15 protein-coding genes and 1 pseudogene are annotated in these 15,902 nt (G+C 44.2%); 9 read left to right on the plus strand and 7 right to left on the minus strand.

Annotation, left to right across the window (positions count from 1 at the left end; translation table 11 throughout):
• Positions 1-31 precede the first annotated feature (31 nt).
• Positions 32-97: pseudogene (locus tag JMX92_RS13750) on the plus strand (IS3 family transposase); the annotation flags it as partial.
• 73 nt (positions 98-170) lie between these two features.
• Here JMX92_RS13750 and JMX92_RS06160 read toward each other — a convergent pair.
• Positions 171-1,136, minus strand: a complete 966-nt coding sequence (locus JMX92_RS06160; protein WP_201544513.1) for a D-2-hydroxyacid dehydrogenase — start codon at positions 1,134-1,136, stop codon at positions 171-173.
• Between the two features lie 602 nt (positions 1,137-1,738).
• On the opposite strand from JMX92_RS06160, the gene rapA reads away from it, so the two are divergent.
• From rapA to JMX92_RS06175, 3 genes are all read left to right on the plus strand, one after another.
• Complete coding sequence (rapA, locus tag JMX92_RS06165; protein ID WP_201544515.1) at positions 1,739-4,621, plus strand: RNA polymerase-associated protein RapA; 2,883 nt, start codon at positions 1,739-1,741, stop codon at positions 4,619-4,621.
• 141 nt (positions 4,622-4,762) lie between these two features.
• Positions 4,763-5,230: a Cys-tRNA(Pro) deacylase gene (gene ybaK, locus JMX92_RS06170; RefSeq protein ID WP_011959409.1), complete on the plus strand. Its 468-nt coding sequence runs from the start codon at positions 4,763-4,765 to the stop codon at positions 5,228-5,230.
• 65 nt (positions 5,231-5,295) lie between these two features.
• Positions 5,296-5,670 carry a 5-carboxymethyl-2-hydroxymuconate Delta-isomerase gene (locus JMX92_RS06175; RefSeq protein WP_201544517.1) on the plus strand — a complete coding sequence of 125 codons (375 nt, stop codon included), beginning with the start codon at positions 5,296-5,298 and terminating at the stop codon, positions 5,668-5,670.
• 4 nt (positions 5,671-5,674) lie between these two features.
• Here JMX92_RS06175 and JMX92_RS06180 read toward each other — a convergent pair whose 3' ends face one another.
• Both JMX92_RS06180 and JMX92_RS06185 read right to left on the minus strand, forming a co-directional pair.
• Positions 5,675-6,163, minus strand: coding sequence for a hypothetical protein (locus JMX92_RS06180; protein ID WP_201544519.1), 489 nt, complete (start codon positions 6,161-6,163; stop codon positions 5,675-5,677).
• A 166-nt stretch (positions 6,164-6,329) separates the two neighbouring features.
• Positions 6,330-8,150 carry an acyl-CoA dehydrogenase C-terminal domain-containing protein gene (locus JMX92_RS06185; RefSeq protein WP_011959412.1) on the minus strand — a complete coding sequence of 607 codons (1,821 nt, stop codon included), beginning with the start codon at positions 8,148-8,150 and terminating at the stop codon, positions 6,330-6,332.
• 483 nt (positions 8,151-8,633) lie between these two features.
• On the opposite strand from JMX92_RS06185, the gene JMX92_RS06190 reads away from it, so the two are divergent.
• Positions 8,634-9,737, plus strand: coding sequence for an FUSC family protein (locus tag JMX92_RS06190; RefSeq protein WP_201544521.1), 1,104 nt, complete (start codon positions 8,634-8,636; stop codon positions 9,735-9,737).
• Positions 9,738-9,809: 72 nt separating this feature from the next.
• Here JMX92_RS06190 and aroE read toward each other — a convergent pair whose 3' ends face one another.
• Positions 9,810-10,607 (minus strand): shikimate dehydrogenase, encoded by a 798-nt coding sequence (gene aroE, locus JMX92_RS06195; protein WP_201544543.1) that lies wholly within the window; start codon positions 10,605-10,607, stop codon positions 9,810-9,812.
• Between the two features lie 572 nt (positions 10,608-11,179).
• Between aroE and JMX92_RS06200 the strand changes: the two genes are divergently transcribed.
• Both JMX92_RS06200 and JMX92_RS06205 read left to right on the plus strand, forming a co-directional pair.
• Positions 11,180-11,875 carry a hypothetical protein gene (locus JMX92_RS06200; RefSeq protein ID WP_011959416.1) on the plus strand — a complete coding sequence of 232 codons (696 nt, stop codon included), beginning with the start codon at positions 11,180-11,182 and terminating at the stop codon, positions 11,873-11,875.
• Positions 11,876-11,935: 60 nt separating this feature from the next.
• A complete protein-coding gene (locus tag JMX92_RS06205; protein ID WP_201544523.1) occupies positions 11,936-12,907 on the plus strand; it encodes an aminotransferase class IV in 972 nt (323 codons plus the stop codon).
• Here JMX92_RS06205 and JMX92_RS06210 read toward each other — a convergent pair.
• Positions 12,879-13,700, minus strand: a complete 822-nt coding sequence (locus JMX92_RS06210; protein WP_201544524.1) for a DNA-methyltransferase — start codon at positions 13,698-13,700, stop codon at positions 12,879-12,881. The two genes, JMX92_RS06205 and JMX92_RS06210, sit on opposite strands and share 29 nt — an antisense overlap.
• Positions 13,701-13,703: 3 nt before the next feature.
• Positions 13,704-13,958, minus strand: coding sequence for a hypothetical protein (locus JMX92_RS06215; RefSeq protein WP_201544525.1), 255 nt, complete (start codon positions 13,956-13,958; stop codon positions 13,704-13,706).
• 90 nt (positions 13,959-14,048) lie between these two features.
• Here JMX92_RS06215 and JMX92_RS06220 point away from each other — a divergent pair, with 90 nt between their 5' ends.
• Together JMX92_RS06220 and JMX92_RS06225 are read left to right on the plus strand one after the other, a co-directional pair.
• A complete protein-coding gene (locus JMX92_RS06220; protein ID WP_201544526.1) occupies positions 14,049-14,267 on the plus strand; it encodes a helix-turn-helix domain-containing protein in 219 nt (72 codons plus the stop codon).
• 1 nt (position 14,268) lies between these two features.
• Entirely contained in the window at positions 14,269-14,955 is a 687-nt protein-coding gene (locus JMX92_RS06225; RefSeq protein WP_201544527.1) for a hypothetical protein, read from the plus strand.
• Here JMX92_RS06225 and JMX92_RS06230 read toward each other — a convergent pair.
• On the minus strand, positions 14,952-15,851 hold the full coding sequence (locus JMX92_RS06230) for a DNA adenine methylase (RefSeq protein WP_201544528.1): 900 nt from the start codon (positions 15,849-15,851) through the stop codon (positions 14,952-14,954). The genes JMX92_RS06225 and JMX92_RS06230 overlap by 4 nt on opposite strands.
• Between the last annotated feature and the right edge of the window lie 51 nt (positions 15,852-15,902).

The raw sequence follows: 15,902 nt of genomic DNA on the forward strand, positions 1-15,902 counted from the left end.
TAGGTCGCCACGGTGTGAGCTCTCTTGCCATGAGCGTATTCAACTTAAACTAAAAGGACTGAGTCCTGTGCAATACAGAACTCAGTCCTTGATCTAAACTAAACCGTCAAACATTTGGGGTTCAGTTAAATGCTATGGGGCTTTTTTGATAAACGGCTACTGCTCAATAGCTAGGATGACACTGAGTGTTTGTGTGTGGTAATAAACTCACTGACCTGTTTGGTTAAAATATCCCACAGCTTTTGCTGCGCAGCCTTACTGGCCCAAGCATTGTGCGGACTAAAAATCAGGCGTGGATGATTTTTTTGCCCCAATTGCCATAATGGATCCTCCTGAGTGGTCGGCTCTTGTTCAAACACATCAGTGGCGTAGCCCAGTACTTGACCTTGCTCTAGCGCTTCAACCATGGCTTTTGAGTCTACAATTCCGCCGCGTGCCACGTTCACCACCAAGGGTTTTTTGCTCATTTTGGCCAAAGTATCAGCGTTAATGAGGTGCGCTGTTTTTTCGGTCAATGGACAGTGCAGGCTAATCACATCAGAGGTCTCGAGCACAGTGTCAAAGTCGGTATACTCATCATTGCGCGGCGCTTGACCTTGATGCTCGGCCCAAAGCACAGTCATGCCAAAGGCTTTGGCAATTTCGGTGACCCGTTTGCCAATGGTGCCGACACCGATAATGCCCAAGGTGGTATCCTCTAAGTCAATTAATGGCACATCCATCAGGCTGAAGTTGCCTGAGGCCTCCCAGCTGCCATCGATGACTTTGTTGTGATAATGAACACCGGAGCGCAGTGCCGCCAACATTAACATAAAGGTATGTTCTGGCACACTTTTTACGGCATAACCGGCGACATTGTATAGCTCAATACCCTGTTTTTTACAGGCGTCAGCATCCACATTGTTCATGCCAGTGGCCGTTAATTGAATGAGCTTTAGGTCCGGCAAAGCGGCGATAACCTCAGCGCTAATTTTTACCTTATTGGTAAATATAATCTGCGCCCCTTGGCAGCGCTCGATGATTAACTGATCGTCTTGGGGCGTCTCATCAAAGGTTTGATATTCATCAATACCTTGAGGTTTTGGCAGCGCCAATCCTTCCAAAAAAGTGCCTCTGTCTAAAAAAACCGCTTTCATTTGTTGCTCCTTATGACTAAATGGCTTATTGAGTGGCCCATTCATTCATCTGTTAACTGATACATTGGCTGATAACTGATACCTTGATTAATGAGCTGGTCTAGAACAATGGCCATTTAAATTTTTTATTATTGTGTACAGTGGGGGTATAAACAGTTGTTGATACAAAATTATGGCTGTAAGGGCTCATCCTAACATTGTGGCGCCAAGTTCAAAAGGGCGTCTTTAAAGACAATGGCCAGCCTACATCGCTTAGTATCTTAATAGATGGTAAGGTGACAGCGCCCAAAACTGCATTAAAATCGGCAGATAGTGAACAAAATTTGATTAAATCAGCCAAACAGACGCAAAATTGGTTAAAAAAGAGTCAAATTAGGCGTAAAATTGATTCCTTTTACATTATTTATTATAAGTTGCCGTAAAACCCTGCCTGACTCTAAAGGGCTTTTTAAAGATTAGGTATAGAATTTACGAACTTTGACCTCATTAACGTAGATAGTGCTTATAATCCTTTATAATAAGACATAACTGACAGCGTGCTAGATATCGTTGTGGCTTGTGCCTAAGCAAACTCCACATTTAATAAAAGAACTGATAGATTTATGACAATAGCTGCTTTAATTCCCGAATTCGCCGTTGGTCAACGTTATTTATCCGACACCGAAGCCGAGCTTGGCTTAGGCGTGGTTATTGATGTTGACGACCGCTGCGTGCATATCTTATTTGCCCAAAGTGAAGAGACCCGGGTATATGCCAAGAACTCTGCGCCTTTATCCCGAGTGACCTTTAAGGTGGGCGATGAAATTACCGATCAAGATGGTAATGCTCATATTGTCACCGGCGTTGATGAGGTGATGGGCGTGATTAAGTATCATGTGGACGGCCATCCGCGCGGTATTATGGAGACCCGTTTGGCAGCCAATATCACCCTAGCTAAGCCATTAGAGCGCTTATTGGCAGGTCGTGTTGAGCGTGGGGATTGGTATGAGCTACGTCAAGATATCTTGCGTATGCAGTCAGCCTTAGCCGGTCACCCGCTTAAAGGCTTGATGGGTGCCCGTGTGGATATTATTCCGCATCAGTTATATATCGCTCATGAAGTGGGTAAGCGCATTGCACCCCGTGTGTTATTGGCAGATGAGGTGGGTCTGGGTAAGACCATCGAAGCAGGACTGATTATCCATCAGCAGCTGCTAACAGGTAAGGCGCAGCGCGTACTGATTTTGGTACCTGACAGCTTACAGTATCAGTGGATGGTTGAGATGCGTCGCCGTTTTAACCTAAACTTTGCCCTATTTGACTTGGTGCGTACTGCGGCTATTAAAGAGCACAACCCAGATCAAAATGTGTTCACCACTGAGCAGTGCATCATTGCAAGCTTAGATTTGCTGCTTGATCATCATGATTTATATGAGCAGGCGATGGAGGCGGGCTTTGACTTATTGGTAGTCGATGAGGCGCATCATCTGCACTGGGACCCCGAGCAGGGCGGTAATGATAAGTATGAGCTAGTAGCAGACTTCGCGCATGAGACACCCGGTGTTCTATTATTGACTGCTACCCCAGAACAGTTAGGCATTGAGAGTCACTTTGCGCGTTTGCGTTTGCTAGATTCTGACCGCTTTGATGATTTGGATGATTTTATCGCCGGTCAAGCGGCTTTTTCTGATACTGCGGCAGTGGCTGAAGTGTTGATGGATGACAAGCCACTGACTGATGGTCAAATCAACGCATTGACCCACTTATTAGGTATGCCTAACCCAGAAGAGCTGGCCGGCATTAATGAAGATGACAAGCTGCGCACCTATGCGCTAAACCAGTTATTGGACCGTCATGGTACAGGCCGTGTGCTGTTTCGCAATACGCGTGATAGCGTCCAAGGCTTCCATGGTCGCACCAGTCGTCCGCATCCACTGCCTTGTCCAGACAGCTGGCAGGGCAATTATCAAACTTGTGGCAAATTACGTGAGCAGCTTTGGGGTGAAGAAAATCAACCCGATGGCGGCTGGCTAGAAGATGATCCGCGTGTGCCTTGGCTCATTAGTCTGTTAAAAGAGGAGCTCAAGCAGAAAAAAGTTTTGCTGATTGCCAGAAGCGGTGCCACTGTTGAGAGCTTAGAGGCGGTTCTGCGCCTACATGCCGGTATCAAGACGGCCATCTTTACTGAGCAAATGAGTCTGCTTGAGCGAGATCAGGCGGCAGCCTTCTTTGCCGATGATGCCGGCGCACAGATTTTGCTGTGCTCAGAGATTGGCTCAGAGGGGCGTAACTTCCAGTTTGCCAGCCACTTGATTTTATGGGATTTACCGGCCAACCCTGATACCTTAGAGCAGCGTATCGGCCGCTTAGATCGTATCGGTCAAAGCCAAAAGATCACCTTACATGTCCCTTACGTGCAAGGCACTGCCCAAGAGCGTATGTATAAATGGTACGATGCGGCGCTGAACATCTTTAACCACATCTCGCCCACAGCGCAGACGGTACAAGAGCAGTTTATTGTGGATCTCAAGCCGCTGCTTGAAGGGGCTGATACACCCGAGAACCGAACAGCATTAGAGGATTTAATCACTGAGGCAGGTGCAGTACGTCAAGCGTTAGAGGCAGAGTTACAATCAGGTCGTGACCGTCTGCTTGAGTACAACTCGTGTCGTCCACGTGTGGCAGGCCGTATCGCTGATGCGATGAGCGACTTTGATGCCAATAACCTATTGCCGGCTTTCTTAGACCGCTTCTTCTCTTCACTCAATCTAGATCACAGTGTACAGCGTGATGGATCTTGGATTATCCATCCACCAGAGGCCGAAAACAGCCAGCATACTGATGTGGATAATCTACCCATTTCTGAAGATGGTATGACGCTAACCTTTAAGCGTAGCCAGGCACTGATGCGTGAAGACATGGACTTCTTGACCCATGAGCATCCGCTGATGTTGGCCATTTATGACATGGCCAATTCTGGTACCTTTGGTAACACTACAGTAGCTATGTTAAAGAGCAACACAGTACCTGAGGGCATGCTGCTGCTTGAGGTGAATTTTAGAATCACCACCATTGCGCCAAAAGTACTGAACTTAACTGCCAACCTGCCCACCCAAATGCTGCGAGTGTTCTTAGGGGAGCAAGGCGGGGACTTGTCAGAGCGCATCACCGCAGATATGATTTTGCCACACATTGAGCGCCTGGACAAAAACCGTGCTCGCCAAGTGGTGAAAGTGCGCAGCCAAGTGATTGAATCGCGTTACCATGATGCTGAAGCCATTGCTCAAGGTAAACTTGACACGATTAGCGCTCAGGCTTTGGCACGCTTTAGTCAAATTTGGGAGCGTGAGATTAACCGCCTAAAACAGCTACAGCAAGTGAACCCCAACGTGCGTGATGAAGAGATTGAGCGCCTTGAATCGCTTAAAGCACAAGGTGAGCAGGCCTTGACCAATTTGTCATTGGTGCCAGATAGCATTCGAGTATTGGTGGCGGTTAAGCCTTAGACTCAGTCTCTACCAAAAAAATCAGCGACAATTTAGCCTGATCGAAGTTGTTAGATGCCCCACTTATCAGTGGGGCTTTTAGTTTTTGGTGTAATGCGTTACTCTAAAACCACTTCAATGATATTGTAGAGGGCAGTGCATATGACCCCAGCTGTGAATTTAGCCAAAAAACTCAAACTCGATTATCAACTACATGAATACCAGCATGATCCCAGCGCTGAGTCTTATGGACTAGAGGCCGCTGACAAGCTGGGTCTGCCACCCGAGCACGTGTTTAAGACCTTAGTGGTGGCCACTGAGAGTGATAAATTGGCGGTGGCCATTTTGCCAGTAATTGCCACCCTTAATTTCAAAAAAATGGCCAAGGCTATGGGCTGCAAGAAGGTGCAAATGGCCGACCCCAAAGTGGTCGAGCGCAGCAGCGGTTATGTGCTGGGCGGCGTCAGTCCCTTAGGACAAAAAAAACGACTGCCAACTGTCATTCATGAGTCTGCCCAGCAGCTGACGACGATGCATGTCAGCGGCGGCAGACGTGGGCTGGAGATTGAGTTACCGCCGGCGCAATTGGCGCAGGCACTGACGGCTAAATTTGCCGATATTATTGATTAATACTTTAGATTTAAGTCACTTATGTCACTTTTTTGACTTCAACTTACCTTATATAGAGTATCCTAATGCCACATGTTATTGTTCAAGCCACCCCCAACGTTACCATTAATCGCCCTGAGCGCTTACTAAAACAGCTCAACAGCTGCCTATGGGAAACTGGTCATTTTGATAAGCCGCAAGCCATTAAAGCGCGCCTGCTTGATGTAGAGACTTTCTTAGTCGGTATAGAGGATGATCAGCAGCAAGAGGGGTTTATTTATCTGCAATTAAGACTGATGCCCGGACGCAGCCAGCAGATTCGTGATGAGCTGGCTGAGAAGCTACGCATCTGTTTGCAGCAAGAGCTTGAAGCACAGCAGTCTGGCCGAGTCACTATTCAGTACTGTGTTGAAGTCATTGAGCTTAGCGCAGCTTACAGTAAGGTGCGCGTGCAGCCGTAGTCCACTACTGACAGAGGTCTTGACTGGCGTAGGTGGGCAGGATAATCACTTCAGCTTGATAGCCGGCCTTGCCGCCTTGAGTTGCCATTAAGTTGCGGGCAATGCGCAGCTTATAGGTACCCGTCTCGGGCAAGCAGTTTTGATAGACGATACCGCCCTTACTGCCGTCTTGCTGACCTGATGGCATGTGTAGTACGCCGACATTTGCCGTTTCTGCAGTGCCTTTTAGTGGGGTAATATTGATTAAGGCAAACTGACCTTTTTGTGCTTTAAACTGATACCAAGTATCTTGCTGCTTGGCCGCTAATATCCCAGATACTTTACTGCTGACCGCCCCTTTCTCGAAGTGCAGAGGCTTGATAGAAGCCGCTACACCGAGCTGACTTACTCCTAGCAGCGCCAATAAACAAAGCTTAGCACCGCCTATTTTGCTGCGGCTTTTAAGGCTTAATTTGTGTTTATGTGATGCGTTAACGGGGTGAATAATAGCCATAACTTGTCCTCGGGTTAACTAAAAATGAGTTAATCGGCTGATAAAAGGCGAGCTGTTTAGTATGAGCTGAGCTTGCTTTGGTGTGAAGTAAAAAATTGTAGAGGTAAAAAAACCGCCCTAATAAATAGGGCGGTTTTTTTAATCTAGTGGCCAAATAGCCGATAGATTAGTCTAAGAAAGCAAAGTGCTCGATGTCCATGTCAGTCATAGACGAGCTTGGCGCTACCATGCTCTCAGCATGACCTGAGGTGCGTGGTAGGATCTTATCAAAGTAAAATTCAGCAGTTTGAATTTTGGCTTTGTAGAATTCAGGGGCTTCTACACCACCGTTTTCAAGCTTGTCATAAGCGACAGCAGCCATACGTGCCCAGTGATAAGCCATCATGATGTAGCCTGAGTACATTAAGTAATCCACAGAAGCTGCTGAGATGATTTCACGGTCTTTACGGGCGCTTAGCATTAGACGTACAGTTAGCGTATTCCATTCGGCACATAGCTTGGTTAATGCCCAAACAAATTTACGCATGTTTTTATCCAGTGCATACTCACCACACCATTTCATGATGCTTGAGGTGTAATCACGGATGATTTTACCTTTTGACTGTAAGATAACCTTACGGCCTAATAAGTCTAATGCTTGAACGCCAGTAGTACCTTCATATAAGGTTGAGATACGAGCATCACGAGCGATAAGCTCCATACCCCACTCTTTGATATAGCCATGACCACCATAAACTTGCTGGCCTTCTTTAGCCGCTTCAATAGCCAGCTCAGTTAAGAAGCCTTTTAAAATGGGGGTATAAAAACCTAATTTGTCATCCCACTTCTCAAATTCTTCGTTGTTATTTTCAGCCACACCCTGTGACATCTTATCGGCATAACGGGCAGCATGATAGATCATTGAGCGACCGCCTTCAGCGAAAGCTTTCATGGTCAATAACATACGGCGCACATCAGCGTGGTTGATAATCGCATCGGCTACTTTTTCAGGCTCTTTTGTGCCAGAAAGGGTACGCATTGAACGACGCTCTTTGGCATATGGTAAGGCGTTTTGGAAGGCCAATTCACAATGAGCTAAGCCTTGGATACCGGTACCGATACGTGCGGTGTTCATAAAGGTGAACATGGCTTTTAGACCACGATTTGGCTCACCAATTAAGTAGCCTTTAGCATTATCGAAGTTTAGAACACAGGTGGCTGAAGAGGCGATACCCATTTTGTGTTCAATAGAGCCACAGCTTACGCCATTGCGCTCGCCGGCTTCGCCTTCTTCATTGATATTGAATTTAGGTACGATAAATAGTGAAATACCACGGGTACCTTCAGGCGCATCAGGAAGGCGCGCCAGTACAATATGAATAATATTGTCAGTTAGATCATGCTCACCACTTGAGATGAAGATTTTTGTGCCATTAAGCGTATAGCTACCATCTTCTTGTGGCACAGCTTTGGTTTTTACTTGACCCAAGTCAGTACCCGCTTGTGGCTCAGTTAAGCACATAGTGCCTGACCACGTGCCTTCTACCAATTTTGGCAAGTAAGTATCTTTTTGTTCTTCAGTACCATACTGCATCAAGGTGTTGATACAGCCAGTAGTTAGGCCAGGATACATCGCCCAAGGCCAGTTTGCGGTACCCATCATCTCTGATTTAATAAGGTTTAAAGACATGGGTAGGTTCATGCCGCCGTACTCTTCTGGGTACGAGATACCTTGCCAGCCGCCTTCAACGAACTGGTTATAAGCGTCTTTAAAACCTTTAGGCGTCGTTACCACGCCATTTTCAAAATGGCAGCCTTCAGCATCGGCTGGCTGATATAAAGGGCTAAGAATATTTTCGGCAAAGTCGGCCATGCCTTGCAAAATCATATCGACCGTTTCAGGGTCGGCATTGGCACCATTGCTTAAGTCTTTATAATGGTTTTGAAAATCAAAAACATCGTTTAATAAGAACTTCATGTCACGAAGGGGGGCTTTATAACTTAACATAAGGCAGTCTCTTTTATTTTTTAAGTGTCGCTGTAAAACATTATCACCACTGGATAATGCAAGGCTTTATAATGAAACAATGAAAGTTAGTATAAGCGCAATTTATATAAAAGCCTATTATTTATAACTATTATTCATGTGTGTATACTTGTATCATAACCATAAGTTAAATTTAATAAGCACAGCTGCGTCCAATATTAAATAAAAATTAACTATAAATACTCTTAAACTAGAGCCAACACAAAGCATAAGGCGGCAAACAACCCTTGATGGGTTTTATAAGCAATAAAAAACAGTTAAGGTAGATGATAACTTTAATGACTCACCGTTTAATTAATATTAATTGTCAATCAGTATGCTATAGCTTTTAGATTCTCGCCACATTTCGGTGTAGTTAAAGTGTCATTTTTGGTTTTAGTTTGTTTCTTGATTCGATATATATGCCTTCAATAACATTTTTATAATTAAGAGTCCGCATCTTTTATGTCAATTAAACGTTTAAAACAAATCGCCAAGCGCGAGGCTGAGCATCTATTCACAGTTAGGCCAAGTGCCAAGCCTTGGCATGTCAGCCTCTCTGCAGCACTGATTATTGTCTCTACCATTCTTATTGGTGCTTTATACCATAACTTGCCAATGGGTATCTTGGCGTCATTGGGCGCTATGATTATCCTAAACCAGCCCGTTGCAGGGAGTTTGCGCCAACGCCAAGGCTTGCTATTGCTCATGGGCATTATCATGGTGCTAAGCTTTAGTGTGGGTCTCATAGCGCATCAGGTTCAGTTATTAAAATGGCCTTTATTCACGCTACTTTGTTTTATCGTGGTGGCCATAGGTCGCTACATGCATCTGCCTCCGCCGGGTAGTATGTTTGTGCTGATGGCATCTGTCATCGCCATATTTATGCCTGGGGGATGGGAGGATATGCCAGGTAGGATAAGCGTGGTAGCCGCCGGTGCGCTATATGCTTGGGTCATGTCTTTGTTTTATAACTTAGCGGTGGTGGGGGTGGCATCTGAGCCTGCGCCCTCTAAGCACTACTATGAGCTGGGGCTAATTACTGAAAGCTTAATCGTCTGTTTTTTTGTGGTGTTGTCGCTTGAATTGGCGCTGTGGCTAGATATGCCTTATCCTTATTGGGTGCCTGTAAGCTGTTATATTATCATGCAGGGCATGCAGTTACGTACGATGTGGATCAGGCAACTGCACCGTGTTTTAGGGACCGGCATTGGGGTGTTTGTCGCCGCGTTTTTATTGTCGTTTTCATGGAGCAATGTAGGGGTAGCGTTGGTGATTTTTTGCCTGCTATTGTGGATAGAGACGTTGGTGTCTCGCCATTATGCTTCGGCAGTTATTATGATCACCCCTTTGACGATATTTATTGCGGAATATGGTAAGAGCGCCGCCCATACCGAAGTAGGGGCAATGGTTTATCAAGGGATAATGCAAGCGCGGTTTTTGGATACTTTATTGGGTTGTGTGGTCGCTTTATTAGGCGGTGTGGTTATGCAGTCCACTTGGCTAAGGCGACCGCTGATGACACTTGAGGCCAAAGTTTTTCAAGACAAAATCCGACTGCAAAAATAGACCTTTTTTGACGATACAACGAAGCCCAGAGCAGCCAAAATTAGATAATTAAATGAATAATTAAATAAAGAATTAAATGAATAAATTGGTATCTACCGCCTTACCGGTCCATTGAGTAAAGCTTAAAGCCGCCTGACCGATTAGCATACCGTAGCCCTCAGAGACTTGGGCGGAGTGTGAGTGAAAATGGGTCAAAAAAGGCAGCTCACGGCCATACATCATGTCATAAGCATAGCCGCATCTAAGTGCTTTACTAAGTGGCAGGCTGTCGCCAGATAAGCCAATGGAGGTGGCATTTATGATTAAATCGTATTGACCCGTGAGTGCCTCGATGGTGCAGCTCGTAGGGGCAATGGTTGCAATCAAAGGATGGGCGCTACAAAGCTGGTCTATCAAATCTTCAGCCTTACTGAGCGTGCGATTGGCAATGGTCAGCTCGCTTATACCCGCTTCAATCAGTGGCAATACCACACCTCGTGATGCACCGCCTGCGCCCAATATCGCCACTTTAGCGCCCTGTAGCGGCCAACCCAATTGCCGTAAGTGATTGACCAGACCTTGACCATCGGTATTATCACCAAACAGCTTACCGTCTTTGAGTAACAAAGTGTTGACGGCGCCTGCTACCTGAGCATGTGCAGATAAGCCGCCTTGCTCGGCGCACATCTGATAAGCGATCTGCTTAAAAGGCACCGTGACATTAGCGCCCACACCGCCGCCATTAAAAAACGCTTCTACCACTGCCGTAAAGCTGGCCTTATCGTCAGGACAGTATTGACGTGCATAACGAATATCGAGTCCGGTTTGCTTAGCGAATTGCTGATGAATTTGTGGCGATTTACTGTGTGCAATGGGATTACCAATCACCATAAAATGCTGCGTCTGAGCATCAACTGAGCATTTGGTGTCGGAGTTTGAATCAATAGTAAGATTACGGCTGATGTCAGATGGGATCATAAGGCACTCTTTAAGTAAAAAAATCGGTGGGATAGTGCACTGTGGCTTGACGATAGTATCGAAAAATATCAAACGTATCGAAAAATATCAAAAAAGTGTGTGGCCGTGTTAGGCTCAAGCAAGTCAACTATTATGCTACGCTGCTTATGGGTGACTATAATTTAGTACAAAAAACTTAATATAACAAACCCACTATCGTCGTGACAGCCCCCTGTAAGGTTTTACTGGGGCTTCATGCTTTTTCCACTATGCAATGGCGGGGGTTTTGGATACACTAAGCATTCGCTGCTGTATCAAATTGGCTCGATAATTGACCCCCATTTGATGCTAGGGCAATAATACGGCTAAATGCTATTATGGGCGTCATTATCAGTTAGCAATACAGTCCCAATGCCCTAAAAGTGATGCCTTTATTGTGAAGGATTCATTGAAAAGTTACCAAGGTGGGTAACGGTTTTACAATATAAGTGAAAAGGTGTGCGTGAATGATTTTCAGCATTATTTCGAACAAGCCAGCCAACGCTTCTCTACCACAGTCTTCCGCTCAAGGCCTTGCTACTCGTATAGGCGCCTTGGGTCTGGCCGCCTGCTTATTGGTTACGGGGTGTAGCAAGGTAGAGGAGAGCACCACCAGCGTAGAGACCACCGCGGAGCAAGCTTTGGCCGATTCTGGAGCAGCCGAGAGTACGCCTGATATGGCAAACAATCGCACCAAGGCCGCTGTGGTTCCTGAGGGTAAGCCGGTGAGCTACGATGTCGAAAACTGGAAGAGCGATGACAGCAAACGCCTTGAGCCCACAGATCTAAAACAACTGCAGCGCAAACTGGGCAAAGTGACGGTAACAGATGAAAATAGCCTAGATTACGCCAGTAACACCGCCATAAAATACCGCTTTATGAAAGGCGATGAGCCTTATCTAGACATTATAGACTCACAAGAATACCTAGAATTCGGCTGGTATTATGCCAACCCCAATGACTCAGACAGCGAAAAGAAAATGAGCATTGACCATGCCAAAAAAATGTACCAAGTAGCCGCCGAGCTTATGGGCTCTGAAGGCAGTCAACTGGTTGCTAACATGCTATCGGGCCAAATCACCAAAAATAAAAAGATCGGTGAGCGTCAAGTTGAACTGGCCAAATGTGAGTTTTATAGCTGTATGTTGGTATTAAAAAAGTAGCTGTGTAGCGGCAGTTTGTCGCCCAATAACCCCATTACTCATCACCCTAAGGATACGTCTATGTCGCATGCCATGCAGTGGTATCAGATGAGTGATACCGGCTTAGTGGCTTGGGATAAGTCTGCTTCTGATACGGCCCCCAATCTTCGGGCCTTGGCGTATGGGGATGGGTTTTTTACCACCATGGGTGTGTATGATGGTTCACTGCTATGGCAGTCCTACCATCAAGCGCGCTTGCGATCACACTGCCACGCACTCAACTTATCTTTGCCTACCCCCACCAGCGAGGCGCTATGGCAAGCACTACAAGCGTGCGCCGCCAACATAACCCATGGTCTTATCAAAATTATCATCTCACGCCCTACGCAGTCTGTGCGTGGCTATGCTTATAGTGCGTCAACTGAACACAATGAGGCGCTTATTTGGGTGGGGATTATGCCAAGCGATATCTTGGCTCAGCAGCAAGCTCGGTTCTTAGACTTACCCCTAGGCATTAAGGCGCCCTCTGCTCATTTATCTGGCTCGCTTGGGCAGGTGATTTTGCAGCAGCCTGCGACCATTGCCACCTGCTTGCAGTCACGTCTTGCCAGTTTTCCTGCGCCACTTGCCGGACTTAAAAGCCTAAATCGTTTAGACGGGGTGATGATAGCGGGCGAGTTGCAGCGCATGAAGCAGCAACGCCCCAAGCTGACAGAGGCCTTGGTGGCCGATATGGCTGGCAACTGGGTCGAAGGGGTGATGAGCAATGTGTTTTATCAACTCACCAGCGATGATGATCATATCAAGCATCAATGGTTTACGCCGCCCATTGAGGCATCGGGAGTGCGCGGTACCATGCGCCAAGTGATTATCGATAGATTGGCAGCTTTAGGACAACCCGTGGTTCTTCGCGCTTTGCAAGATGCCGATTTACTCAGTCTAGAAGCCTTGTTCTTTTGTAATGCGGTTCGCGGGGTGATGCCAGTGCGTGAGCTTATTGTGGGTAATCAGTGGTTAGAATTGTCTATAGAGCTTTATTTAGCAAGCGATTAAAATGCTGTTTAAAAAATTGCTTACGCCCTTCTTGTTGTAAATCGTGATATCTGTCTTCACTTAGCTTCATAAATTCATCTTCTTTATCTATTCCGATGAAATTTCTTCCAAGCACATTAGCTGCAATACCAGTTGTTGATGAACCTGTGAACGGATCGAGAACGAACTCCTCTTTTTGGGTAGAAGCTAGAATAATTTGAGCCAATAGAGGGAGAGGTTTTTGTGTCGGATGTTTTCCGCAACCTTTCTCCCATTTGCCGATAGCTGGCAGGCGCCAGACATCTTTCATTTGCTTATCGTTATTAAGCTTTTTCATAAGATCGTAGTCAAAATAATGCGGAACTTTAGGATGTTTTCTTGCCCAGATAATAAATTCAGTAGAGTGTGTGAAAAAGCGGCATGAGAAATTAGGTGGCGGATTCGTTTTTTCCCAAGTAATCACATTAAGTATTTTGAATCCGAGCTGCGGCAATATAGTGCCTAGTGTAAATATATTATGGTGGGTACCACTTATCCAAATAGTCGCATTATCTGCCATTTTTTCACGAGCTTTAGCTAACCATTCATAGGTAAAGTCGTAAGTCTCAGTATCTGTTGTAAACTTATCCCATTTTCCTTTATTAACGGATTGAACCTTACCATTCTTAACAGTTAGACCGTCATTAGATAAGAAATAGGGAGGATCAGCGAAAATCATATTTATTGGTTGGTTAACATTATCAAGAGCTGACAAACAGTCACCTTGATAAAGAGTGAATTCTTTATTATTGCTTTGAAAGTATGGAGTTTGCATATGTTATTCCAACATATCTGCTAAAAAATGGAGCAGTGTTGGGAGATCGAATGTACCTTCTGCAAAGCCATATTGTTCACAGTCTTCAGGAATTAGAACCTGCTGGCCAAGAAATCTAGGATCTTCACTGATTATTCTTAAGGTATTAACTAACTCCTCTCTTACTACTACAGGACTCTGTGAGCCTAAAGTTTCATCAGGTACGTTTTGAGTGGGTGTTTGCTGAATATTAATAGTGATATTTTCGATATTAAGCATAGCAGAACCTTAAGGTAAGTATTTACCTGATTTAAAAATGACACTTATTGTGTGTAGTTAAAGTCTAACGAACTCTCGAGAATAAAGCAAATGAAAGAACCAATTTTAATTAAATTCGGACAACGTATTCGAGCTTTACGTAAAGAGCGTGGACTTAGCCAAGAACAATTGGCTGAGAGGGCGGGCTTTCATCGTAACTATGTGGGAATGATTGAGCGTGGAGAGCGTAATCCTTCGCTGCTTAATATAGAAGTATTTGCTAAAACGTTTGGTATGAGTTTGTCGGAACTATTTAACGTAGAGGACTAAAATGAAGATTGAAGAGGCTTTTAAAGTATTACCAAAGTTTTACAATATCAAGTTTGGAGACTTAAAAAATCATGAAATGTTAGCTGAACCTATTGATCTTGCAAGTATTAAAAAAAACAAAGGTTTTGCTGGACAGTTTTTAGAAAGGTTATTAGGTTTAACTTTATCAAACCAAATTAGAGACTTTGATAATGGTGAGCTAAAAACTAATAAGTCTTACCCTGATGGTAAACCTATGGAAACTATGGCTATTACCCAAGTAGGTAGACAGTTTGATGAGTTATTTTATAGTGATAAAAAGTTTCATGAAACTCACCTATATCAGAAAATAGAAAGTATTTTATATGTACCAGCTGTTAAGGGAAACAAAGAAGAGGAATGGTATTTTCTACCAGCTTATTATTTAGATCTTAGGGATAATGGAAGTCTAAAAAATATTTTAGACAATGATTTTGAGCTTATAAAAGAGAAGGTTCATAATTTGATGAATGATACTGAAGATGGCATGTTACATACAGTTAGTGGTCAATATATTCAGATCAGGACCAAAGATAGCAAACCTTATCATCCAATATATTCCCAATACTTAGGTCGTAATGTATCTAATAAGGGTTTTGCCTTTTATTTCAAAAAAGAGTTCATGATAGCAATACAAGAAAAATCTATTCCAAGTATTGCTATTCTCTAATAATTCCTAATCAGTAGCTCATTAATCTTACCGCGTTTGCTACCTTTTGAATTTATACTTCTTCCTGCCGAAACGCGATCAATAGTATATTCTGAGTATAGTTCATCAAAGAACCTATTTTCAGGATCTAGGTTAGTAGTATCTGAGTTGCTAAGAAGCCACTGATACCCTTGATTATCTAACAAGTCACAAGCCTGCTTTAGTTTTACTTGGTCTTCATCGTTAAAGCTGTCCTTGGCATAGGAAGTAAAGCTAGATGACTCACTTAATGGTTTATAAGGTGGGTCAAGATAAACAAAGGTTGGCAGTTGTTCCTTATTAGAGTCTTGTGCTGTCTGTATCGTGTCTTCAAAGCTCATATTAAGGATTTCGACATTCTGGAGTAACTCAGAACATCTATGAATAACTTCTTCAAAAACAAATTTTGGTTGTTTATAGCTGCCAATAGGCACATTAAACTTATTTTTACTGTTCACGCGATATAGCCCGTTAAAGCCTGCTCTATTCAAGAACATGAATAAGCCTGCATGTTTTATAGCATCTGTTTCTCTAAGATTAAACTCTTCACGTTTTGCGTAGTAATAAGGCTTTTTAGCTTCTTTATCTTCTAATTGAACATATTCATCTTGAAGTGTTTGAAGGTAGTTTAATAGTTTCTGAGGATGTGACTGAACCACCTTGTATAAGTTAACCAGATCAGTATTAATATCACTCAATATTACTTTGGTAGGCGGGTTTTGACTATCTAGTAAATGCAGGGCGACAGCTGCACTACCAACAAAAGGCTCAACGTATTGGTAAGGTTGACCCGCTTCTATATACTCAGGGAGTCTGCTTGTAATCTCAGGTATAAGTTGGCTTTTACCACCTACCCATTTTATAAACGGTTTTGCCATTAGCTGCGCCCACTTTGAAAATCAAATAGCTCAACATTATAGCAAATAATA

It is taken from the genome of Psychrobacter sp. H7-1, assembly GCF_904846585.1.
Classification (GTDB): Bacteria; Pseudomonadota; Gammaproteobacteria; order Pseudomonadales; family Moraxellaceae; genus Psychrobacter; species Psychrobacter raelei.